At 46.1% G+C, this 24,898-nt stretch carries 15 protein-coding genes and 1 riboswitch; of the genes, 5 read left to right on the top strand and 10 right to left on the bottom strand.

All coding sequences use genetic code 11. From position 1 onward, the window contains the following. Window positions 1–50: 50 nt before the first annotated feature. Window positions 51–938 carry a cation diffusion facilitator family transporter gene (locus MKY73_RS03275; protein ID WP_339237738.1) on the bottom strand — a complete coding sequence of 296 codons (888 nt, stop codon included), beginning with the start codon at window positions 936–938 and terminating at the stop codon, window positions 51–53. A gap of 289 nt (window positions 939–1,227) precedes the next feature. Between MKY73_RS03275 and MKY73_RS03270 the strand changes: the two genes are divergently transcribed. Next, a complete protein-coding gene (locus MKY73_RS03270; protein WP_017692261.1) occupies window positions 1,228–1,416 on the top strand; it encodes a hypothetical protein in 189 nt (62 codons plus the stop codon). Window positions 1,417–1,530: 114 nt separating this feature from the next. Here MKY73_RS03270 and MKY73_RS03265 read toward each other — a convergent pair whose 3' ends face one another. The 5 genes from MKY73_RS03265 to MKY73_RS03245 form a co-directional block, all read right to left on the bottom strand. Continuing rightward, entirely contained in the window at window positions 1,531–3,156 is a 1,626-nt protein-coding gene (locus MKY73_RS03265) for an ATP-binding cassette domain-containing protein (RefSeq protein WP_091038559.1), read from the bottom strand. Window positions 3,157–3,371: 215 nt separating this feature from the next. Further along, a complete protein-coding gene (locus MKY73_RS03260) occupies window positions 3,372–4,421 on the bottom strand; it encodes an MBL fold metallo-hydrolase (RefSeq protein ID WP_339305636.1) in 1,050 nt (349 codons plus the stop codon). A gap of 277 nt (window positions 4,422–4,698) precedes the next feature. Continuing rightward, window positions 4,699–5,733 carry a cytochrome d ubiquinol oxidase subunit II gene (locus MKY73_RS03255; protein WP_339257415.1) on the bottom strand — a complete coding sequence of 345 codons (1,035 nt, stop codon included), beginning with the start codon at window positions 5,731–5,733 and terminating at the stop codon, window positions 4,699–4,701. Further along, window positions 5,730–7,076: a cytochrome ubiquinol oxidase subunit I gene (locus MKY73_RS03250; RefSeq protein WP_339305634.1), complete on the bottom strand. Its 1,347-nt coding sequence runs from the start codon at window positions 7,074–7,076 to the stop codon at window positions 5,730–5,732. The genes MKY73_RS03255 and MKY73_RS03250 overlap by 4 nt, the downstream gene beginning before the upstream one ends. A gap of 383 nt (window positions 7,077–7,459) precedes the next feature. After that, window positions 7,460–10,306: an ATP-binding protein gene (locus MKY73_RS03245; RefSeq protein ID WP_339305632.1), complete on the bottom strand. Its 2,847-nt coding sequence runs from the start codon at window positions 10,304–10,306 to the stop codon at window positions 7,460–7,462. A 346-nt stretch (window positions 10,307–10,652) separates the two neighbouring features. Between MKY73_RS03245 and MKY73_RS03240 the strand changes: the two genes are divergently transcribed. Continuing rightward, window positions 10,653–11,351, top strand: a complete 699-nt coding sequence (locus tag MKY73_RS03240; protein WP_339305631.1) for a response regulator transcription factor — start codon at window positions 10,653–10,655, stop codon at window positions 11,349–11,351. Between the two features lie 47 nt (window positions 11,352–11,398). Here MKY73_RS03240 and MKY73_RS03235 read toward each other — a convergent pair whose 3' ends face one another. Next, complete coding sequence (locus MKY73_RS03235; RefSeq protein ID WP_339305629.1) at window positions 11,399–11,818, bottom strand: hypothetical protein; 420 nt, start codon at window positions 11,816–11,818, stop codon at window positions 11,399–11,401. A 242-nt stretch (window positions 11,819–12,060) separates the two neighbouring features. Between MKY73_RS03235 and MKY73_RS03230 the strand changes: the two genes are divergently transcribed. The 3 genes from MKY73_RS03230 (at window position 12,061) to MKY73_RS03220 (ending at window position 16,044) form a co-directional block, all read left to right on the top strand. Further along, window positions 12,061–13,203, top strand: coding sequence for a virulence factor (locus tag MKY73_RS03230; RefSeq protein ID WP_339237754.1), 1,143 nt, complete (start codon window positions 12,061–12,063; stop codon window positions 13,201–13,203). Window positions 13,204–13,350: 147 nt separating this feature from the next. Then, window positions 13,351–13,566: riboswitch (Lysine riboswitch) on the top strand. 116 nt (window positions 13,567–13,682) lie between these two features. Beyond that, a complete protein-coding gene (locus MKY73_RS03225) occupies window positions 13,683–15,161 on the top strand; it encodes an amino acid permease (protein ID WP_339237756.1) in 1,479 nt (492 codons plus the stop codon). A 232-nt stretch (window positions 15,162–15,393) separates the two neighbouring features. Then, window positions 15,394–16,044 carry a class D sortase gene (locus tag MKY73_RS03220; RefSeq protein ID WP_339237758.1) on the top strand — a complete coding sequence of 217 codons (651 nt, stop codon included), beginning with the start codon at window positions 15,394–15,396 and terminating at the stop codon, window positions 16,042–16,044. Between the two features lie 134 nt (window positions 16,045–16,178). Here MKY73_RS03220 and MKY73_RS03215 read toward each other — a convergent pair whose 3' ends face one another. The 3 genes from MKY73_RS03215 to MKY73_RS03205 all read right to left on the bottom strand — a co-directional run bounded on the left by MKY73_RS03215 (window position 16,179) and on the right by MKY73_RS03205 (window position 24,816). After that, window positions 16,179–20,702 (bottom strand): collagen binding domain-containing protein, encoded by a 4,524-nt coding sequence (locus MKY73_RS03215; protein WP_339305627.1) that lies wholly within the window; start codon window positions 20,700–20,702, stop codon window positions 16,179–16,181. 163 nt (window positions 20,703–20,865) lie between these two features. After that, window positions 20,866–21,993, bottom strand: coding sequence for a transglutaminase domain-containing protein (locus MKY73_RS03210; RefSeq protein WP_339305626.1), 1,128 nt, complete (start codon window positions 21,991–21,993; stop codon window positions 20,866–20,868). 429 nt (window positions 21,994–22,422) lie between these two features. Then, window positions 22,423–24,816 (bottom strand): S-layer homology domain-containing protein, encoded by a 2,394-nt coding sequence (locus tag MKY73_RS03205; RefSeq protein WP_339305624.1) that lies wholly within the window; start codon window positions 24,814–24,816, stop codon window positions 22,423–22,425. Window positions 24,817–24,898: the final 82 nt, after the last annotated feature.

Genomic DNA, 24,898 nt, shown 5'->3' with positions numbered 1-24,898 from the left:
GCACAATCGCGGCTGTCCTCTTTTGATTTTCCAGGATGTTCACTCCCTGTTCAAGGGTTCCCTGTGACTTCTTCTGTCTTTGGTTCAACATGTACATGTACATGCATGATGTTATGCGATCGTTTCAGACGCTCTTCCACTCTGTCACAGATTTGATGGCCTTCAATCAAGGTCAAGCCTCCGTCCACTTCGATAACCACATCCACAAGTACATGACTTCCATGCACACGTGCCTTTACATCCTTGATTTTCTCAACACCGGGAACACGAGCTACGGAGGATCTGAGATCCGTCAGCTCTTTTTGATCAAACCCATCAGTAAGACGATGTGTAGAATCCCGAAAAATCTCCCAAGCCGTCTTGCAGATCAACAGACCTACAGCAATGGCAGCTACCTTATCCAACCATGGAAGTCCAAACTGCGCACCTATAATTCCAACGGCAGCGCCTATGCTGACCCAGGCATCTGAACGATTATCTTTTGCCGCTGCCATCAGAGCCTGACTATTAATCTGTTTAGCCAGACGGTGATTGTAACGATACACGCCTAACATCACCACAGCGCAGACTACAGCCACAGCTGCCGCCCAGAGGTTTGGAGCAACAAAGGCTCCCTCATACCAGGAGCGAACCGCTTCAACCAATACTTGCAGCCCAACCATAGCCATAATAAATGAAGCCACCAAAGCAGCAACAGTCTCCGCTCTAAAATGACCATAGGCATGATCCGAATCAGGTGGTTTCTGGGAGATCCGAAGCCCGATCAATACAGCAACAGATGCCACAATATCCGTAAGGTTATTAAAACCATCGGCCAACAAGGCGCTGGAAGCAAATACATATCCACAGATCAGCTTAAAGGCAGACAAGACGAGATAGGCTACAATACTAACCCAAGCCCCTCGCTCCCCTTTTCGAATTTCTTCATAAGCGTTCAACCGGGCGACACTCCTTTAACGTTTCGTATTACGGTTTTTTCATGTTACCAAATGCGGAGCGTGTGGGTCTACAGAAACAGTGTTGCCAGGCTGCATTGCTGTAGGCAAGCCGAAACAAAGTTGCCAGACGGCAGGGCTGTAGTTAATGAGAAAGAATGTTGGCCTGGGTAAAACCAAAGGTTTTGAGCATTTTATCAGGTTGCCCTTGTGGGGCTTTTATAAAACGTATAAAATAGGTACATCCCGTCCAATTTGGACGGCTCACTGTAAGACCGGGAGGGAAATAACGATGAGCGAAAATAACGAACCGAAAAAGGTCAGTTTGCAGGATGCTATACGCCAAAAGCTGGCGCAAAAGAAAGAACAAGCAAATTCCGGTAACCAATCCAGCGCCTACTTTGAAGGCGGACCCAAAGCGATGAAGAGTCAAAACAACAAGAAGCCTAACAACCAACGTCGCCGTACTGGTGGATCTTAGGTCTTAAGGCCGCAGAGAAACCCATTAGATTACAAAAAGAACCGCAAGCCCTCTTCACAGAGGCTTGCGGTTCTTTCGTATTTCTATGAAAATGCGCCGTAGATGATGCTTCGTTTAAGCTTCTACCGGATACATTTTATTGCGCAGTTCTTTGATTTCATCACTTTCCAGATACTCGTCATAGCTCATTTGGCGATCAATGATGCCATTCGGCGTAATTTCGATAATCCGGTTAGCAATGGTTTGAATGAACTGATGGTCATGGGATGTGAACAGCATAGTACCGTCAAAGTCAATCATACCATTGTTCAGCGCTGTGATGGATTCGAGATCCAAGTGGTTCGTAGGCTCATCCAGAATCAATGCGTTAGCACCCGTCTGCATCATTTTCGCCAGCATACAGCGAACTTTCTCTCCCCCGGAGAGTACACTTGCCTTTTTCAGGGATTCCTCACCAGAGAACAGCATACGTCCCAAGAATCCACGCAGATACGTTTCATCCTGATCTTTGGAATATTGACGGAGCCAATCCACGAGCGTCATGTCTACACCATCAAAATATTTGGAGTTGTCTTTCGGGAAATAAGCTTGAGTTGTGGTTACACCCCAAGTGTATTCGCCGCTATCCAATTCCGTTTCACCCATCAGAATATCAAACAGTAGTGACTTGGCATTCCCGTTTGGTCCAACAAATGCAATTTTATCCCCTTTGTTCACGACAAAGCTGATATCATTCAGCATTTTTACACCATCAATGGATTTGCTGATGCGATCTACGGTCAACAATTGTTTACCGGCTTCACGCTCAGGCTTGAAGTTGATAAACGGATATTTACGGTTCGAAGGACGAAGGTCATCCAGCGTGATTTTGTCGAGTTGTTTCTTCCGGGAAGTTGCCTGTTTCGATTTCGAAGCATTCGCGGAGAAACGTTGAATAAAGGCTTGAAGCTCTTTAATCTTCTCTTCTTTTTTCTTGTTGGCATCACGTTGCAACGCAAGTGCCAATTGGCTGGACTCGTACCAGAAGTCATAGTTACCTACGTACAGCTGGATTTTACCAAAGTCGATATCCGCAATGTGTGTACATACTTTGTTCAGGAAGTGACGGTCATGGGATACTACAATAACAGTACCTTCATAGTCCATCAAGAAGTTCTCAAGCCATTGAATGGATTCGAGATCCAAGTGGTTGGTAGGCTCATCGAGCAACAGGTTGTTTGGACGACCAAACAATGCTTGTGCAAGCAGGACACGAACTTTTTCGTTACCACTTAGTTCATTCATTTTCTTATCGTGCATGTCACGGTCGATACCCAGACCGATCAGGAGTGCCGCTGCATCCGGCTCAGCATCCCAGCCATTAAGCTCTGCAAATTCACCTTCAAGCTCACCTGCACGCAGTCCGTCTTCTTCTGTGAAGTCTGCTTTGGCATACAGTGTATCTTTTTCTTTCATAATGGCATAGAGGCGACTATGGCCCATAATTACCGTTTCGAGAACCGGATACTCATCATATTCAAAGTGGTTTTGCTTCAAAACGGCCATACGTTCGCCCGGGGTGATGTGCACCTCTCCCGAGTTTGACTCAATTTCACCGGACAAAATTTTCAAAAATGTTGATTTGCCGGCTCCATTGGCGCCGATGAGGCCGTAACAGTTTCCTGGTGTGAATTTGATATTTACATCTTCAAAAAGTGCACGTTTTCCGTAGCGGAGCGTGATGCCGCTTGTACTGATCATTAAGCATACCATCCTTTATTGGTTAATCTGCATACTGCATGAATAGCAAGTTGCGTAAATCCTGGATTCAATATCCCGATGCCTATTCTGGCACCATATTATAACACAAAAAAGCGGCAAATTCGAAAATTGGCCGCTTTTTACTGATTAAAGACTTGGTAAAAATACTGTTCATGCGGGTATACCCCTACATTAACATATTTGGCTCCCTTTTGTTAGTCCTGTTTACCTTCTTCATGCCGAATGCGAAGCGTTTCGCCATGGCCAAGCACCCGAATCCGCTCTTTACCAATGCCTAGCCGTTCACGTTCAACTTCCAGACGATCCAGTGCTTCCTTAGGCGTATCATCTGCCAGCTTGAATGTGCCGTAGTGCATGGGCACCATAAGCTGAGAGCCGGTTTCAACGAACCCCTGTAGTGCTTCTTCAGGTGTCACATGCTGAGAAGTCATGAACCATTCCGGATCATAAGCACCGATGGGCATCAGGGTAATACCAATGTCAAAGCGCTCTCCAATCGTCTTAAACCCCTGGAAATAACCTGTATCCCCTACAAAATACAACACAGGCGGGCCACCCGAATCTTTGGGTGATTTGTTCTTCCCTGATTCCACCGTGGATGAATGATCCTGATCGCTCTTTGTTGCAGCACTTTCCGCTGCAGAAGTCGTTGCTAGATGATGCTGTTCCAACACATAACCGCCCCAGTGGGACGTGTTGGTATCGAACAGCGTCCGGCGCGTCCAGTGCTGTGCAGGGACAAAGGTTATTTTGACTCCGCCGAGTGTAATATGTTCCCACCACTTCATCTCATGGCACCGATGGAAACCTTTGCGAATCATCTTGCGCTTCAGACCATCAGGTACGATCAGCAATGTCTTGGCGGTAATCAGCTTCCGCAGGGAAGCCAGATGCAGATGATCATAGTGGGAATGGGATATCAGAATGACATCCAATGGTGGAATATCCTGAATCGGAATCCCCGGGGCACCGAGTCTTCGTTGAAATCCCATTTTTTCGGCCCACACCGGGTCAGTCACGATGTTCAATCCATAATATTGAATGAAAAACGTGGAGTGACCAATCCAGGTAATACTCGTGTCCTCCCGATTGGCATGCAGATAATCCAGTTCAGGCGGGTGTTTGGGCACGGTGTAGGAGTAGTCCTTCACTTTATTGCGCCGCTGCTCCCTCCATTGCTTGAATTCCTTCAGCGTTTTGTCCGTACTTACATTATCAATATTGTTATAACGGATTTTGGGCATGAAAGGGTCATCCTCCCTTCCTGATTTCTTAACAACAGATTACCCCAAACGGGAATGCACGTACCAGTTAATCAATCCTTCGGATTTTTGCATACGGCTAGATATATGAACAGAAAGACAATCGCAGCCATAATAATAAGTGGCGGGGCATACATAATCGTGAATGTCTCAAAAAAACTCAACCCGGTTATACCGGGTATCCCCGTGACACCCTCAGAAGATAGTGGATACAGCAAGGGAGTCATAAGTAGGAACATGTTCAGCAGCATGAACAGACTCATCCTTTCTTTTTACCAGAATTACCACGTACATAATTGGCATCGAACAGGAACAGCTTCATAATCAGCACAAGCGACGGAATCAGCACGAGCAGCCCCAGGCTGAACGCCGTAATCAGCGCAATCCCCATCGTACGATTAGTAAAGCTGTCATAGATATTAATGTAGGGATACAGGATATACGGAAGGTGGGATCGCCCGTAACCATACCAGGCAAAGGCAAACTGAAGCATGACAGCGATAAAACACCAGCCCAGATATTTGCGTTTCCACACCAGCGACACCGCAATGACAAAGCAGATAAACGAAGCAATGAACATCCATGAGATATTCACCATCTGCTCAAAATGTGCGGGATTCTGTTTGTTAATCTGCAGAAATGCCAGAAAACTCGCAAAAATGGTAGGCAAGCTCCACAGCAGTGCATACTCTCGAAGCACCTCAAATGCCGGCTCATCCCCTGCCCTTTTTGCATAATAGGAAAGAAACATCGCCGAGATATACAGCACACTGACCAGTGCAAGCAAAACAACCGACCAGGTATAGGGATTCGTCAAAAATTCACGCCAGCGAAAAAACACCTCTTCGCCCACCTGCTCAATGATTCCGCCCTCGGATATCGCCAAAATGGTGGAGAATACCGCCGGAATGAGCAAGCCCGTCGCTCCGTACAATGCCATGTAGATCCGGCTGTTCTGCCCATGGTTGCCATAAGTATTGTATGCGTAATACACCCCCCGGATGGCAAGCAGTACAATGGCCAAAGAACCCGGAACCAGCAACGCAGTCCCATAGTAGAAGGCGCTGTCCGGATAAAACCCGACCAAGCCGACCACAAAAAAGATCAAGAACACATTCGTCACTTCCCACACGGGAGACAGGTAGCGCTGAATGATGTTATGAATTTTGTTCTCGTGCCCGGTCAAAATACTGTAAAAGCTGAAGAACCCAGCACCAAAATCAATTGAAGCGACAATCAGGTAACCGAACAAAAACGTCCACAATATCGCAATGCCTGCAATTTCGAAGCTCAATGTACAATCCCTCCTTCAAGCCCCAGAGACGCCAGTTCCTTCTCTGCTTCCTTGTTGCGGAACAGCTTGCTGAGCACTCGAATGCACGAGAAACATAGAATCAGATACAGCATAATAAACAACACCAGCATCCATCCTACCGAAGTCGACGTCGTAGCTGCTTCCGACACCTTCATATACCCGCGTAAAATCCAAGGCTGTCTGCCAACTTCAGCGAACATCCACCCTAGCTCGATAGCAATCATGGCCAGTGGCCCTAGCAAGACAATGCCGAGCAACAGCCATTTGGGATATGGCTTGCGCCCTGGCAACCACCGACGCAGTACATATAACACAGGAATCATCAGGATGATCACTCCGGTTGTGACCTTCAGATCGAACATATAATGAATGGACAGTGGTGGCCTCAGATCCGCTGGAAATTCTTCGAGACCTTTCACTTCCGTATCAGGACGATTCCCCGCCAAAATGCTGAGTGCATAAGGAATCTCAATGGCGTATTTCACTTCATTGTTCTCATCCAAAATGCCCCCATAGACAAGCGGTGCCTCTTTCATCGTCTTGAAATGCCATTCTGCGGCAGCCAGCTTCTCCGGCTGATATTTCGCCAGGAATTTACCGGAAGAGTCCCCGATCATGACGGTGCTGATGGCAAAGACAAGCGCAGATACCGTCGTGAGTTTTAGTGCTTTTTTGTAATACACATGATCCCGTCCCCGAAGCAAACTGAAGGCGGCTATCCCCGCCAGGATACCTGCACTTAGAGTGTAGGATGAGGCGAGTACATGGGACACCTTGGTTGGTGTTGCCGGATTCAACATGGCAGCAATCGGATGAATGTCCTTCATGATGCCATTAATCAGGGTGAACCCCTGAGGCTGATTCATGAAGGAGTTCACCGTCGTAATGAAAATCGCAGAGGCAGATGAACCAAGAGCTACCGGAATCAACAACAGCATATGCGTGTATTTTTTTTTGAAACGATCCCATGTATAGAGGTAAATTCCCAGAAAGATCGCCTCGATAAAAAAGGCAAACGTCTCCATAAACAGTGGCAGGGCAATGGCCTGACCCGCTACCCGCATAAACATCGGCCACAGCAGACTAAGCTGTAATCCGATCGAGGTGCCTGTAACGACACCAACGGCAACGGTGATGACAAAACCTCGTGCCCACCGACGTGCCAGCAAGGTGTAATGCATATCATTGGTTCGTAGTCCTCGCCACTCGGCCAAAGCAATCATAAGGGGAACGCCTACTCCGATAGAGGCAAAAATAATGTGTACGAACAGGGTCAGGCCGGTTAGTATCCGGCTGAGCAAAACAGGGTCCAGGGATGACATGGTTACACTCCTCTTTCACATAATCGTTATGTACGACAGCAGTTACTCTGCTTGAACGTGTATCTCAATAACTCATAATTCGGATGATGCTTTTCACAACGGCATATAGCACAACCACAGCGGCAACCAGACAGACGATGATGAGTGTTTTCTCTTGTTTACGGAACATATTCCTGCCGTCCTCCTTTTGCATGGGATGCAAATTATGGCTCTATAGACAGTTTGCAAAAGAAGTTGTTTTTTTATCCGGGAAAATTGAAAAACAAAAAAAGCCTTTCCCTTTATCACGCTTACGCGCTCAAGGGCAAAGGCTCTATCCTAGGAATCATAATTAAATATGGATCATTAAAAAGTGAGACACATCTCTTCATCCATCATTGCATTCAAACCAATACATCCTGCTTGGGCAGTCTTACCTTGAATGTACTTCCCTTGCCCGGTGCTGAGATAAAGGTCAGCGTTCCCTTGTGATCCTCTACAATTTTACGGGAAATGTACAACCCGATTCCTGTTCCACCAATCTGCCGATGGTCCGAATTATCCACTCGATAAAATTTGTTGAATAACATGTCCTTCTCTTGCTCCGCAATCCCTATTCCATAATCACGGACATCAAGACATAGCCACTCCTCTTCTTCCCATAACGTAACATCAATACGATCGGCTCCTGGAGAATACTTGACTGCATTGCCCACCAGATTATGCAGAACCTGAACCATCCTGTTCTGGTCCGCGTAAGCAAAAAAGTCTCCATTAAACGTATGCACGTAGATTCGTTGGGCAGACTTCATATTCCACTGTTCAGCAACCCCTTCTACCAACTCAACCAGCGGTACATACGTCATATGGTAAGTCATGCCCTCATTATCGAGGCGCTGAATATCGAGTACATCATCGAGCAGACTGCTCAACCGCTTGCCCTCGGAAGCGATCGTCTGCATGAATTCCTGCTGCTGAGCTGCTGGAAGGTCGTACATCATCATGAGTTCCACATACCCCATAATGGTGGCTACAGGCGTTCGAAGCTCATGAGATACCACGCTGATCAGTTCATTCTTCATCCGATCCAGCCGTTCTTCTCCCGTCCGGTCCCGGAAGACCAGCAGAAAGCCATGGTTTTTCCCCGGTACATCCATCTGCTTCATATATAACGAGAATACACTTTTCTCCGCATTGTTAAATATAAATTCAGTCTCAATAAATGCTGTTTCACCATCCAGAAATGCTTTGGTCTGTTCCAGCAGATTGAAATTATCCGTTAATACCATCGTATCAATCGCCTGCGCCAAATCTTCAATAGATCTGCCCAGAAAATCACCCAAACCAAACATCTCTTCGATCCTGCGGTTGACGATGGTTATGGTCCCTGTTCGATCTGACATCACGAGCCCCTCCCGTACGGATTCAATGAATTGCTCACTGATATCTCGCTGTTCCTGAATGGCAATCTTTTCATTGAACAACTCCAGGTTCAGCTTCTCCAGCGCAAGGGCATGACGCACACGATCTTCTTCTGCTCTGGTTCGCTCCGTAATATCCTTGATAAACAGGTTATATAACGTCTCATTCTTGCCAAGCTGAATTTCTACAATTTTGTACTCAATCGGAAAGACGGAACCATCCCGGCGAATCCCTGAAATTTCATCTACGATCGTATATCTCTTACCTTCAACATAAGCGAATCGCTCCAACAATTTCTTGATCTCGATGCAGCTTGCCCCCTGGAAAAGAGACGGTGCTTCCTTCTGTTGGATCACTTCTTCCCGACGTAACCCAAACATTCTTTCAGCCTCTGGATTAAACTCAACGATCTGTCCATTGGAGTCCACAGCGATAATGGCATCAATAGAGGATTCAATGATTGCACGTTTGACCTCTTCACTATTCTTGAGTTCCTTGGTGCGTTCTACGACCCTGTCCTCCAGCGTTAACTTGTCATGACGAATCTGTTCGAATTGTTCCAGCAGTACATCGGCCATTTTACGCAAATTACCAATCAGGATCTGTACTTCGGTTACATGGCTGGTGGGCCACTCCAGCTTCCCGTTTCGAAACAATATTCTCGGCAGAGAACCTGTCATTCTGGTCAGTCTTAATAGTGGGCTAACGACTTTTCTACTGAGAGGAGCCGCTACAATCATAGAAGCCACAATGATGATGAACAGGGATTGCAGCGTAGTCAGATATATCGATTCAATTCGGGGGTAATACTTGGACGAGTCAGTCACGATAAATACCCGATAAGGTGTTATATTTTTCATTTTTGCTTCGTAGATAAAGATGGCTTGTCTCCAATGATTCAATACATCGCTGTAATGGATATTAGCAGAACTTTTCAGCATGAGGTTATCCTTCGACTTCAGAATATTGAACCTGTCCATGTCCAGGTACCCACCAGGCTGAAGTGTATTTAAACCAGAAGCGATGGCTGTATCATTCCGATCAAGCAGTATCACATTCACACCCAATAGATGATGATAACGCGCCATATTTTGTTCCATATTCTCGGATGTAACATACTCTTCATCAAGATCCTGTACAACCGCACTCGATGCGTATTTCATCTCACGTAATATGGCATCATTCATTTGACTCAACTGTCTTTGGCTATCGGCGGATAACAATACGAGAGAAACAAATACCACGAAGGCAACTACGTATTTAAACGCAATCCTTGTGAGTGGAATGGTTCCCGTGCGTTTTAATCTTTGCTCACCCATAGTGATCCAGAAATCCACCACAATACCTGCAATTAGAGCATTCACCATGCCAATCACGGCAATATACATATACTCATACTTCAAATCTTCTATATCCAAGCCCAACACATAATGCCCGCAATAGATAACCGGAAGTAACATCACTACCCAGAAGACAGCATTTGCCTTGATTAGGCTTCCGTTCTTCCAACGAATCTGCCAACCAAGCATCCAGAGCAATTCAATGAAATGCGCCATCATTACGGTTAAATTCCGTGGCTCGAAGCCGGCAATGATGTTATTCAACAGATGGATGACTGTAAAGGTGACCAATCCATAGATAGCCCCATGCAAACGAAGAGCAATGAGTACTGCTGCGCTGCCCGCCATAATTTGCACACCATAGAATAACGTCAGTGGAAAAATAGTGCTTAGTGAGCCTAGCATAATTAAAATGCAGGTCCCAATCCAGGGAATCTGCAGCTTCGAGATCACCCAATCCAGTATCTGTGTCTTCTTTATATGATCCATTAGCAGTTACCCTCATGAATCATTTTTTCTTCTTTTTTCAACAACAACGTTAGTTCCCCCTATAAATTTAAGCGGATACAATATTACTTTTTTTCCCCTTAACTCGTTCTGATCTATTATACTGTAATTAGTAGTTGGTGTAGATTTGGGAAATTCTGAGTCATCGGCAACCTAATTGCATTCATGCTAAGATGTTGAAGCTCAATAAAAAAAGTTTATTCCTTCTCTACATATACATCCTATATTTTGGAATACAAACATTAAAAAATTTGCGGCATTTATTCGCAATTCACCTTGTTTTTTTAGTAGTTTCTTAACATATTATTTTCACCAGGAGTGTGACCCTATGACGATCAAAGTACTTCTTATAGAGGATGAGAAAAATCTGGCCGACATGATTGCTTTCTTTCTGGAGGAGGAAGGATACATCACTGAACGGGTTCAACATGCCCGCGAGGCTCTTCAACTGTTTCCACAATTCCAACCGGATATTGTTGTAACGGATCTCATGCTTCCTGAAATGGATGGAAATGATCTCGTAGAAGCCTTTCGCCAGCACTCCACTGTGCCTATTCTGATGATCTCGGCAAGCACTATGCTGAACGATCGACTGCGCGCATTACATAATGGTGCGGATGACTTTCTGTGCAAACCATTTAGTTTGAAAGAGTTGGATGCACGGATTAAAGCACTGCTGCGAAGATCAATCATTTCCTATCAGGATAAACCGACAAAGGAAGACAAGCAGGCAGAGGTTACTGGGCATGTGAATGTGAATGAGTACAGAAGAACCCTGTTTGTGGATGGTGTTGAAATCGAGGTCACTCATATTGAGTTTGAGATTATGAAGGAATTGTACCGAAATCCGGGTAAAGTGTTCACCCGCAATGAACTGATGGATCGAATCAAAGGCTCCGAACGCGCCTATCTGGATCGTACCATCGATGTTCATATCTCAAGTCTGCGTAAAAAAATTGAGCCTGACCCCAAGAATCCACGTTATATTAAGACGGTTTGGGGAACAGGCTATAAATATGTGATCTAATCACGATCATAACAATTGAAGTTAAAACCTATAGCCACATCCCTCTTTTATCTCATGGATAAGATGGGCGGTATGGCTATTTCTGATTTGTGGACAGACGATGAATGAAACCAATTCTCCATATCCTTGATGAGATGATCCGGGTCTTGCTCGTTCCAGAGAAACATCTTCATCTCACCTGTGCCTGTAATCTGTTGCAGGTGTCGCTTCCGAATAAGGGATTTGAAATCAGTAATAACCAGTAACGGAAGTTGTGGCATAAAAGCCCGAATGGCATTTGCTGCTGACACCGCTTCTTCGGCAATCTGATAATCAACAATACAATACCGGGCATTTTCCCAACTTCCCCGATGTGTTTCTATCGCAGAACCAGATGTTGAGTCCTCCATCCAGTTCCTGAACAATTGAATAATATTCTCATATGCAATACGACGTTTACCATCCGAGAGCACGGTAATGGGTTCCATAAGTATAACCTCCAGTTGTTTCTTCCTATTATTGTGCCAATTTTCGTTTAAAAATGTTTGTGAGTGAACATGAAAGAAGTGTTAACAAATTTCGCACTTCTTCACACTAAGTGTCAGATATGCCCATATCGCTTCTGGATAATTTCGCAGATCCCACACATTGATGTAAAATAGAGAAATACCCGTGTGATTTAATTAACGGGAGTTTAAGGATGAATTTGGTATTATAGGAGGTTACACTGATGAATATTGTTTCCATTGAACCAACACCGAGTCCAAATACGATGATGCTGCATCTCGATGAACGTCTGGAGGACGGAATTCGCAGAACATATACACTGGACAACGAACGATCCGCCCCGGCGTTCATTCGCCAGATGCTTCATATTCCCGGCGTGAAGAGTGTATTTCACACGACCGACTTCGTAGCGCTTGATCGCAAAGGAAACGCAGACTGGTCTGTCATTCTGGGCGAAGTCCAGAATCGTCTCGGACAGGAAGGCATCAATCTGGACTGGATTGAGTCTGAGGACGGATCTGGCGAACACTTCGGAGAAGCACAGGTATTCGTTCAGTTCTTTAGAGGGGTACCCATGCAAATCAGGGTTAAGGCCGGAGCCAAAGAAGAACGAATCTCGCTGTCAGATCGTTTTGTCAAAGCCGTTACCGAAGTTGCCAGTGCAACCATGATCAAAGAACGTAAACTGAGTGATTACGGCGTTCGTTACGGCGAATTGCCAGACATCGCACGCGAAGTTGAGCAGGAGCTGGAAGCGGCCTATCCGCCAGAACGACTGGAGCAGGTCATCCAACAGGCGATTGAACATGGCACCAACTCCGAAGAATTTATTGAGCGTCGTCGCGAACTGGATGGTGCCGAACTCGAAGAGGCCTTGCGTAACAGTGACTGGAATGTTCGCTATGCTGCCTTGGACGGCATGGAGCCTACAGCAGAAAGATTGCCGCTTGTAGCTCAAGCTCTGCATGATGACAAAATGCAGATCCGGCGCTTGGCCGTGGTATACCTGGGTGACATTCGTACACCGGAAGCAATGGAACTGCTGTATGAAGCGCTCCAGGACAGTTCACCTGCGGTACGCCGTACGGCCGGGGATACCTTGTCTGATATCGGCGATCCTGCCGCCACACCAGCCATGACAGCAACATTATCGGATAAAAGTAAACTTGTCCGCTGGCGTGCTGCACGTTTTCTATATGAGGTCGGTACAGAAGAAGCAGAGCAAGCGTTGCGAGTTGCAGCCGATGATCCCGAATTCGAAGTCAGCCTGCAAGCCAAGATGGCTCTGGAACGAATCGAATCCGGCGAACAAGCTGCCGGAACGGTATGGCAACAGATGGCCGGCCGCAACAAAAAAGAGGAATAGTCGTCCCTCAAACCTCACATCCAACAATTGTTATTGCACTGGAAAAGCACGCGCGTTATACTGGTTGTCTGTTTACTAAACTGAACACACCGTGTTAAGTTGTGTTGTTCATAATTTCATAGACAATAGATACACCTCATCCATGAATGGTGAGGTAGAGGTCGCGGGTGCGATCAGTACGCTGAAGGAGGCGCTAAGGAGCCGCTTATGAGATCAGCCGAAAGGTGCACCCGCCGAAGCTTACTGGACGTTCCTTATACGGTCCGGTGGGCTGGGGCTGCTGTCGAAAGGCGCAGAACTGTCACGGAAGTACATTTCCTTTGTATAAAGGTATGAATTCTTCTGTGTTGAGCTATCTTAATCATCTGGGACATGGTGCGGACATTGAAATATTAAAGACCGCAGGCTGATGCCTGTGGTCTTTTTGTTTAGGAAGCAATTATCGCAAACATCAGTATATCGAATGAAGGAGTGTTTCCATGCAAGACCGCAGTAACCCAACAACAACTAGACCTTCCCTGAAAAAAGGATTACGCGCACGCCATATGACGATGATCGCCCTCGGTGGCTCAATTGGAACCGGGCTGTTTCTCGCAAGTGGTACCGCCATCTCAACCGCAGGCCCCGGCGGGGCATTAATTGCCTATGCGGCCGTTGGCATCATGGTCTATTTCCTCATGACCAGCCTGGGTGAGCTTGCGACCTTTATGCCGGACTCCGGTTCATTTAATACGTATGCCGCACGTTTTGTCGATCCCGCCCTCGGGTTCGCCATGGGCTGGAACTTCTGGTATAACTGGGCGGTAACCATCGCAGCAGAGCTTGCTGCCGCAACAGTGCTCATCAAATACTGGTTCCCCGACAGTTCGTCCATGTTATGGAGCTTACTGTTCCTCGTGCTGATCTTTGCCTTGAATGTCCTGTCCGTCAAAGGATACGGGGAGTCCGAGTACTGGTTCGCCATTATCAAGGTAGCTACCGTTATCATCTTCCTGGCCGTTGGTGTGCTTATGATCTTTGGTATTATGGGCGGAGAAGCCGTTGGTTTCAGCAACTTCACCATCGGTGATGCGCCCATTCATGGCGGATTCTTCGCCGTGTTAGGCGTATTCATGGCTGCGGGATTCTCATTCCAGGGTACCGAGCTTATCGGAGTAGCCGCCGGTGAAAGTGAAAACCCGCGGGAAAATGTACCTCGTGCCATTCGGCAGGTATTCTGGCGCATTCTGATTTTTTACATTTTGGCGATTACCGTGATCAGTCTGATCATCCCGTATACTCATCCGAACCTGCTCAAAGGGGATCTGGAAAATATCGGGGTCAGCCCGTTCACACTCGTGTTTGAAAAAGCAGGACTCGCCATTGCGGCTTCCGTCATGAATGCCGTTATTCTGACTTCTGTACTCTCTGCCGGAAACTCAGGCATGTATGCTTCAAGCCGGGTTCTCTATGCCCTTGCCCGAGACGGTAAAGCCCCTCGTTTCCTCGGTAAGCTGAACAAAAAAGGCATTCCCATGAATGCCTTGCTGCTTACCACAGCCGTTGGCATGTTGGCATTTCTTGCCTCCCTGTTCGGCGATGGCATTGTGTATACCTGGTTGCTGAATGCATCCGGTATGTGTGGTTTTATTACTTGGCTAGGTATCGCTATCAGTCATTATCGCTTCCGTCGTGCATATGTTGCACAAGGCAGGGACCTAAGCGATCTGCCTTACCGGGCACGTTGGTTCCCGTTTGGGCCGATCTTTGCCTTTGTCCTGTGTATTATCGTGATTATTGGACAGAACTATCAGGCATTTACGGGTGACGAGATCGACTGGAGTGGAGCCATCGTTGCCTATCTGAGCGTCCCCCTGTTCCTCGTGTTGTGGCTTGGTTACAAATGGATCAAAAAAACCAAAGTGGTGCCGCTGAAGGAATGTGATTTCACACCTACCGATGCACCAAGTAACAAATAGTAGCTCCGACGTACTATCATCTACAGATACAATTGACTTTATATAACAAAACCTCCCCGTGGCGTTGCAGTTTTCATTCTGTAGCGATACGGGGAGGTTTTTTGGTGACGGCCCCTTCGAACATTCCTGTACCTCTTCGTCCTTTCGTCTCCTGTCCATATTTTGTATAGGTCTGTAAGTGAAAATAGATAAAGGTATACTATTTTTCTTGAACAACGGGAGTTGATGCATAATGAAAAAATTCTCTATCCTGCTCATTCTGCTGGGCATGCTGATCATCAGCTTTCCTTTCCTACGGGACACGTATTATGACTGGCAGCAAACCCGTGTGATGAACGATCTGGAGCAACTGCAAGACGGCTTGTCCAAGCTGAATCACGCCTTCGAACAAGGCATACAGGATGCAGCTTCCGCCGAGCCAACTACTGACAATACAGATATAGTGCAAGACGAATCTTCGGATACGTTGGGGGTACTCTCCATTGACAAGATTGATGTCCGCTTGCCGATTCTGGAAGGTGCCACGGAAGCAAACATGAAGGTAGCTGCAACCCACCTTGTCGAAACCAATAGAATCGGTAACAAAGGTAATGCCGCTATTGCCGCTCATCGCGCCCACAAAAAAGGACGATTGTTCAATCGCCTGGGAGAACTCCAGATTGGCGATTCAATGGAAGTCACTCTGGCAGATCGAACGATCATCCATTATAAGATAGATCGGATATCCGTTGTGGAGCCGAATGACTTGTCCGTGCTGGAAGACCCCGGACTTGGACAGGTCCTTACCTTGATTACCTGTGATCCACTCGTCAATCCAACACATCGGTTAATTGTAAGAGCCATTAAAGTAAATCCTGACGTTGCTGGATTTGATCTTCCTTAAGGTTCAACCGAAATAAAATAAAACACCCTCTAGTATATTCACACCGTGACTCTGGGTCACTTGTGAAGCTAGAGGGTGTTTTTATCTGTTTTATCTGAAAATGATCTATTCCTGCATTACGTGCTGCGTGCAATCTAACGCTGAAGCAGTTGTCTACGTCGGAAGTAAACGTATCCCACACTACCCACTGCCATCAGCATCATGCCTGCCACAGTGAAAGCCCATGTGCTCTCTTCGCCTGTCTTCGGCAGCATTCCCTGTGATGCAGAGTTTCCGGTCTGCTGTGATGCAGCATTCCCAGTTCCCTGCGATCCATCTGTATCCGTTCCCGCAGAAGGTGCCAATGCGCTATCCCCATCCGTTGTATCTGTATCCCCCGCTGGAGGTGCAGTGTCGTCACCGTTGGAGACGCCAGGCGAAGGAGGAGTTGCTGCGTTATCTTCATCTGTTGGAAGCTCGGTTCCGTCTCCAGGTTCAGTAGGTCCAGTAACCACTGTACCTGGGACAGACGTTCCTGGTGTTTCCGGTCCCGGTGTTACTGGTTTCTCCGGATCTGGTGTTACACCCGTAGTAGGTGTCCCCGGATTATACGGTCCACTCGATCCACCGCCTGATACCGGGATAGCCTGATTTGTTTTTTCTACAACTATGGCTTCGGTTTGTATGTTCGTAATTTCAAATGGTACAGGTGTTGTGTCCAAGATATATCCGTTAGGTGCTTTTATTTCAACCAACTGATATTTATTGACATCCAGGTCTTTAAGTACAATTTCACCTTGCTGATTGGTTGTCAGTGTGGCTTCATCCAGACCTGTTACCTTGTGGAACTCCCAATTCCCATTTGCATCCATCAATGCAGTTTGAGCCCGTAATTCAAACACTGCACCTTGTAGATGCTGAGTTCGACCCGCATTGGTTTTAATCAATTTCACGGAACGATTATTTTCTTTATTTTCAATAGTCAATTGCATTTCCGGTTTGATAATAGATACAAGCGTCTCCGGCTGTTCAATGACAAAACCTTCTGCCTTGGTCTCTACCAATGTATATGAACCATAGGTTAATCCATCGAATTCAATGACCCCGTTCAGATCCGTTACTTTCGTATCGATGATCGCATTGGAGTGATCACGCAATTCGAATTCAATTCCACTTAATACGGACTGATCCTTCGCATTGACTTTGGTAACGACAAGTTTGCCACCCGTCCCTATGGCATTCGACTTCGTCAGTGTAATAATCTGAGTCTGATTCTCTACGATGGTGAAGGGAATCGGGGTAGCATCCAACTGATAAAACTCGGGTGCCACAACCTCTACCAATTCATAATCCCCAGGTAAGAGATCACCTTTGGCGATTTTCCCATCTTCCCCTGTCGTTAACTCGTCTATTTTCTCTCGGGTTGCACCATTGTTCGAGTACAATTCGAACGTTGCACCCTGGAGTTTCTTCGAGGAGTCCACCGCATCTACCTTGGTTAATTCGAAGCCTTGTCGAATCTTTTTATTTTCAATGTCAAAGGCAATATCCGCATCCTTGAATTCAATCGTTTTACCTGAGGCAGAGCCATACTCTGGATCAACCATGTATCCTGCCGGTGCAGATAATTCTTTTAACTTATAAGGTATACCGTTGGTTAGATTGTTTAATCGATAGTTTCTGGAGCTTTCAACCACACCATTCTCGTCCGTTGGTTTCAATGTTTCCAGGAGCGTAGTTCCAGACGCATTATAGATTGCGAATATGGCTCCTTCCAGTGGAAGCCCAGTATCACTGACTTTGTGGATTCTAATCTTGCCCAGACCTGTAGAGGCTCCTCCACCCGCTCCAGCCAATGAAACTTTGATACCTACCTGATTGCCTTCTCCCACCACTGAGGAGGACTGACCTGCAAATTCAACTTTATTCTCAATTCGGGCGCCATGATCGGCATTAATATAGGACTGATATTCCAGAATGAACGCCGTATGGATATCTTTATTGAAGGTGAGGGTAAATGTATTACCTTCCACGGTCAATTCATAATCTGCCGGATCAACCAGTCCAGCTTTGTTGGATACATTGCCTGAATTGTTGGCAGGCAGGTTCGTTGCATATAATTTTAAGGAGTCCGCCAATAAAATTTGATTCTCCGACAAGGTATCTGTTAATAGAGCACCCGCTGGAACATAAGATTGACTTGGATTGATATTTACCGTCCATGATGCTTTATCCGTTGTACCGATCTGTTGACCTGTTTTTAGAACATACACACCCCCGTGAACTGGCGTGATGCTCGCTGATCTGTTAAAGCGCTCTTCACCGCCCTCACCATCGGTTAGTACGGCCTGGTTGGCATACGTACCTTCCACGGAATAAGGTCCGTCCAGGCTCGTTTGATACTGAATCCGATAAGCTGCTTTACCGATGTTCCCCAGATCCAATGTAAAACCTTTACCGTCAGGGTCCAGCTGGAATTGACCAGTTGTGAGCGGAACTTCGCTACCTACAGCAGTAACATTATTGGCTCCCTGTAACTCTAACTCATGAACTTTTAATGAACCGTCTACAAAAGATTGGTTACCCGTGTAGGCATCCTTGAGGATAGCCTCCTGAATATCAAACAAGTTGTAGTTTACATCAATTGTCCACGTGATCGTTTTGTCTTTGGCGCTGTATTCGCCCTTTTTGTTACCATTTTGAATGGTGTACTCTTGCGGTTTGACCACAGCCGATTTAGTAATCGAAGTCTGTGCTACATTGGACTCTTCCCAATCGACCTTGGCCGAGTTGCGATATTCATTATCCGTTGGCATACCTGCCGTCGGATCAAAGCTTGTCGTATAGGTAATGACATGTTCCGTGTTAATGGTAACGCCGTCCTTAAGGCGAACGGAGAATCCTTTTTCATACGTAGGATCAGCCGGGTCTGGAGTCAATTCAAAGTCGTCTTTGTTAACCCCACTCACTTGAAGACTACCCGGAATTAGCTTCATGTGTCTGCCTTCATAATTGTCGGTAATAACGATATCCGTCATGTCCTGCAAATCACGGTTCAACACCATCTGCCATTCGATTTCTTTGGTGTTGAAGTTTTCACTTTTTACGCTTTTGGCAAAAATGACTTCCCGAATGTCTTTTTGGCCTGTTTTGGAAGTACCATCATACATATTCACTGTGTTCGTAATGGTATCGTTTGTATAGACACGATGAATGGATTGTGTATCATATTCGATCTCATAGGCCTTGGTAATGTCATTCTTAAAATGTAATCTGAAGCCATCATCAAATCCTGTATTTATCGTTTCAAGTGTGTATTCATTCGGATTCACCAGCGTTCTGTTCGAAGCCGCTCCGCTCGCATTAATATCAACTTGGTATACGTTGACGGAATTGTTGATCAGTTGTTGTTTGGCCGTATCAAAACGGTCTTCAATCCATGCATTCGCTTGCATGATTTCTTGCTGATTGTAGTTATATTGTACTTTCCATGTGATTGTCTGTGTTACCGGATCATACGCACTATCTTGCCCTGACTTGTTCAAAGGCTCATTAAAACTCACACGAACTCGGCCAATATCCGTTTCGTTATGCTCACTCTGATCCGTTGTAAGCGCAACCTGGTTTTGAACCTCCACATTGGTGAACGGAGCAGTGGTTGGTGCTTTAACACTCGTCGTGTAGGTTACACGATAGGCCTTATCCGTGTCTCCCAATACAATTGGAAACTGTGGTTCCGTTTGAACTATTGGACCTTCTTTTACAGATCCATTCAATTGCACTTCCAATTCACGAATTTCGATATTGCCCTTGAGTTCAAGGTTTGTTGGCAATGTATCTGTAAGGACCGCATTTTTCAAATCCTTCTCGCCTTGGTTAAAATCTACAGTCCATATAATTTCATCCGAGTTGAAATTGTCTTTGTTTGCGCTTCCCGATTTTTTCAACTTATCTACGGCTGTGTTGGCAAAATGCACATTAATGATGCCCTGCCCCACAGAGCTAAAGTCTATCTGTTGTTTCAATCCATCTTCCATTTTGCTCTCATCAAACTTAATCCACACGTAGAAGTTGCCTTCCAGCTGCGCATGCTCGATCAGTTCATTAAAGGTAAAGATGATTGTGCCATCTGGATTCACCACATACTCCCCAACACCGCCATCCAGATCGCCCTTAAGCTGTGATCCAATGATGAATTTATCCGGCAAGTTGAAGGTAAACGTGGAACCATCGCTGTAGTTGTGGGTGTCATTTGCAAGCCCCCATGTAAAGACGACAGCCACCTCATCCTGAATGCGTGGACGAATATCCTCAATCTTATCGCCTTTGATATCAATCGTTCCATTTCCATTATCTTGCGGTGCCTGATTGTACATCTGCACACTCGTAATTAATTGCTCTGTAATTACCGGACCTGCGGCTGCACCAAGCAGATGCATCGTATTATCCTCCTGATCTTCCGGAGTACTGACATCCTTATCTTCTTCCGGAATGGCAGGATCTTCTTTCACTTCTCCCGAACCTGCCGAACCGTCTTCTACCGCTGTATCACTGATTGCACTGGCTGGCAAATTAGTTAATTCATCCTGAGCATGCATCGTTGGTGTTAAGATCCAACCCTGCATCATTTGTGTGACCAGCAACAGAGCAATGATCACTATGCTCACTTTTTTCCTCATTTTTTGCATATCCTCCTCGTACGTAATGTTGGCATGCGCCGAAGAATAGAATAGCAAAGCGACATATACAAAAAATAGACAACACTAAAACCCTCGTCGTTGAACACAAATTGAACGCAAAAAAGGATACTCCTCAAGCGGAGCATCCTGCTTATAACGATGTTTATAACGTCCAGTTAATTTTGACGCGCAGATCCGTAGTACCTTCCATTTTGGACACATAATAAGATATCGATTTCATGCCAAGCTGGTACAAATCCTGTAAATCTTCGATCAGTCCAGCCTCCGTACCCTTGTACCTGAACGTGAGCGAGGTTCCACCTTCCTTCAGGGTACCCTGAACCTTGGTCTTCAGCGCAGCATGACCTTTAACGGCATCCTGTTCATCATAAAGGGAATAGTCCAGTGCATGGTACAGCTTCTGATAAGCGGCTTTTTTGCTATCTCCAGCCTTCACGAGCTTTAATAAAGCTTCTCGATATGGGGCTGGCGCAGCGGGGTACTTGCTTTTGCCTGTCCAGATATGGTCACGTGCCATCTCATCATCACTCAGCAAATAATAACTGTGGCTTACCTTACCTTTCCGGTCAGGAGTAGGATCATCCCAGGTGGTGTCCATGTGATACCACTTGCCGTCCAGGTTCACGATATTCCAGGCATGAAGCTGCCCGCCTGCTGTACCTTCCACAATCCGGTTATCGATGCCTACTCGCTCCAGCATTCGATAAGCCAGCAATGAGTATCCCTGACAGACGGTACTGCCTGTAACAAGCCCGTCGTAGGCCGTATATTTCTTGAGCGAAGTATCGTAGGACAGGTTAAGCACAATCCAGTCATGGATGACCTTAACCTTCTCATGATCCGTCATGCCGGGTTTGATGATTTCTTTCAACACATTCGTAACTTTACGATTCACATAATCGGTCTGTTCCTTGGTCTCCCGGTAGGAAAGCGTCACATGTACTTCGGCCGATACATTGGAGCCTTTATAATTAAATGCGTAACTTTTAACGGTATATTGGATATAGGGGTCACTCTTCATTGCCTCATCGATGGAGGTTTGTAATTGTTTTTTGAGGCCTTTCACATTGCCTTTGTATGTAAAAACAAGTTCCTCCGTCCGCTGTGACATTGCGGTAAGCAAGGTCTGGCGCAAATCCGTTGCCGTGGATATATCCGATGTCCCTGATGCAGCGTACAGTTGATCCAGATCAACCGTACGTGGTAACGCTACAGCAATCAGACAGCCTGCCAGCAGTATGGTGATAATTCGTTTCCCGTTCTTACCCATGAAAGGAACCCACCCTTCTTTGCAAAGTTCTCACGCCTTATTGTATCACAAAAGGCTCTGGCGTCATTCTTCTATATCATTTCAACTAAAGAATATTTACACTAACACTCCGATGTCAGAACAACTTTCCGATCGCTGTTATCCCCAGATTTTTTGATTCTTTTTCAAATGGGCAAATCCGGTGATAGCATATGCTTCCGATGCAGCTTTCTTTCAGAAAGCTTTTAGGCGCACGCTTCGCTTCCTCAAGTTATTTCTGCCCTCTCCGTTATCGTGTAAATGCTGAGTTGAACTTATATAATTTTTGTAAAAATCAAATCAAAAGAGACCTTCTATGGAAGGTCCCTTTGATCTTCAATTCGTTGAATCACGAGTACCCGTTATCTTCATCCTATGATTCGGACGGGTGTAATATGTGTGATTCCTCGTCTAATACAGACGATTGCCACTCATAAACGTATCGGTCTTGCCTTGAAGTTTGGCAAGTCGTTCCAGTACCTGTGAAGCTTCAGCTACCGTCACTTTGCGTGCAGGCATGAATCGTCCTTCAATCGAAGGAAGTAATCCCAGCTTCAGACTAAGGGAAACCGCCCCTTTACTCGAAATGGCACTGGCATCTGCGATATTGGGAAGATCCGATGGCAATGTGTAGAATCCGGCTAGCTTCTCATAGCGCAGTATGCGTACAAGCAGCACCGCCAATTCTTCACGGGTCATCTCTTCTTGCGGGTTCAGATTCTGTTCTGGGTCCGCTCCGGCAAGCCAGCGTTGATCGATTAACACCTTGATTGCCTTATAATAAGGGCTGTCAGGGGTCACATCAGCGTATAGCTTGTCATCTCCGTCCCCACTATAATACAGATCCATATTTGGGTTAATCGCTCTTGCCAAATAGTTAAACCAGTCTCCTCGAATGATCACCCGATCCGGGAATACACGTCCCTGCTCATCCGCTAGCAACACGCCATGCTGTGTCATATTGCGAAGCGCATCTTCGGCCACATGGCCTGAGATATCCGTAGGTTCTGTCTTGCTTGCAGCACCTGTCTCCCCGTATTGAAGCTTCCACTCTCCCGTGTTAGCATCCAGTACTTCATAAGTGCCATAGATGGAATTCTCATCACGGGTTGGCATATAAGCTAGGTTAACTCCCACCGGAATAACTTGACCATTATTCAGACCATACCCGCCATAACGGGAATATGCGAGGATCAGCTTGAACTCCTCCAGATAGAGCGCCTTGGCCTCTTCATAACTGATGGCTGGCTTATAATCTGCTGGCAATTGTTCAGGCGTTGCTGCAATGCGTGTATAGAACTCGTTCACGGTTCCATCGTTCAACACCTGCACTTGTGCTGTATCATCTTTCACCGGAATTCCATTCAGATAGCGTTGGAACATAAACGTACGAGCATCGTCTACCTCAATAACGTTAGATAGCTGGAACTGCTCCGTTGCATCTGGAACTAGCGCAATCACCGTGTTCATCGCCAGTTTCTCAGCCTGCTTCCGGGTCACCATTTTGCCTGCCTTTTCCTCAGCTGGCTTCTCCTGTCCCATCTCCGGTCCCATTCGTTGCATCATCGTATAGCTGTAAATCTGCCCGGTTACTGCATCTACCTGTGCTGAGATATCCCGCATGAACATATAGGACATATTGGCACTTCGATCGCTCCAACTCAGACTCCATACCTGATTGTTCGGACTTGAGTAATGTCCCTTGCTCAACTGGCTATGTTCCAGCTTATAACCCTTGGGAATATCAAAGTTTGTTGCGACCCGATTGGCGGCCTGCTGAACATTTAATCTCGTACCATTGGCCGGGACAAAAGGAGTCACATCACCTTTTAACTTCGTATCCTGCTGTAAAGAGTTCTCATCTACAGCTTTACCTGTTAATGTATTAATCCGTTCCAACGTATTGGCTTCGATCGGAACGATACTGATATTTTTCGGTGTATATGCGAGGTAATACTGCTGACCCTGCTTGGAAGACAAACGATCTTTGGCGATATAAGCCAGTTCCACATCGAACTGTTCTTCAAACAGCTGTCTGGCCTTCTCTTCTGAAGCTGCCGGTTTTGATGAGGGATACTTGGCTTCGGTCGTACCTCGTGAGTAACCTGTCACCAAACCACTTTCGTCCACATTGATGTAGACTGTCTCTGCGTCAGATAACAATCCGTCATGTTTTAACTGGTACCCGTATCGATACTCAGTTCTACCAAACAATGACTGTTGTTCGATCGAAGAATACAGATCTCCAAGCGGAGCATAATCGTTGTCTTTAAGACCTGGAATCGCTTGGTACAACAGTGCCACGGCCTTTTCTTCAGCTTCAGCTTTGGTTAACTTCACATCCGACTCCGAGACATGTTTATCCAGAATATCCGATGGTAGATGTACACTTAGCACTTCCCCTGTGCCTGCATGTACAGTCCCACTGAATCCCGATGTATGATTGCCTTGTGTAATCTGGAATCCAATCTCCCATGCCTTGTAGTCTGGCGGTGGATAGGAATTAGGTGAATCGAATCGTGCAGATGAGATCGTTGCTTTTTTTAACAATGGAAATAATCTAAGTATATTTTCACTGGCTTGCCTGGATGAGATTTTCGCTCCCTCTGGCACGTCATTGCTGGTTGCGTCTAGTTGTTCATTTTCCCCCGTTGTCGCTTCATTCACCTGCTCTGCTTGCGCGGCTGATGCACTGCCTGCAAAACCTGGTGTTTGCGAAGCAAGCAGCAGTGTTGCCATCGCTGCAGTTGTTGCTTTGGTGGCGAACATTTTGATGCGTACATTAAACTTCCAATTCAAACTCAAATCTGGACCTCTCCCTTCAATTTCATACAAAGAAGCATAACAAATAACCTCGCATGAATATTGCCAGTCTACTCTATGATAC

This window comes from Paenibacillus sp. FSL R5-0519, assembly GCF_037974275.1.
GTDB lineage: Bacteria > Bacillota > Bacilli > Paenibacillales > Paenibacillaceae > Paenibacillus.
Note: the sequence above shows the minus strand (reverse complement) of the source record. Positions and strands in the feature narration are given on the sequence as shown.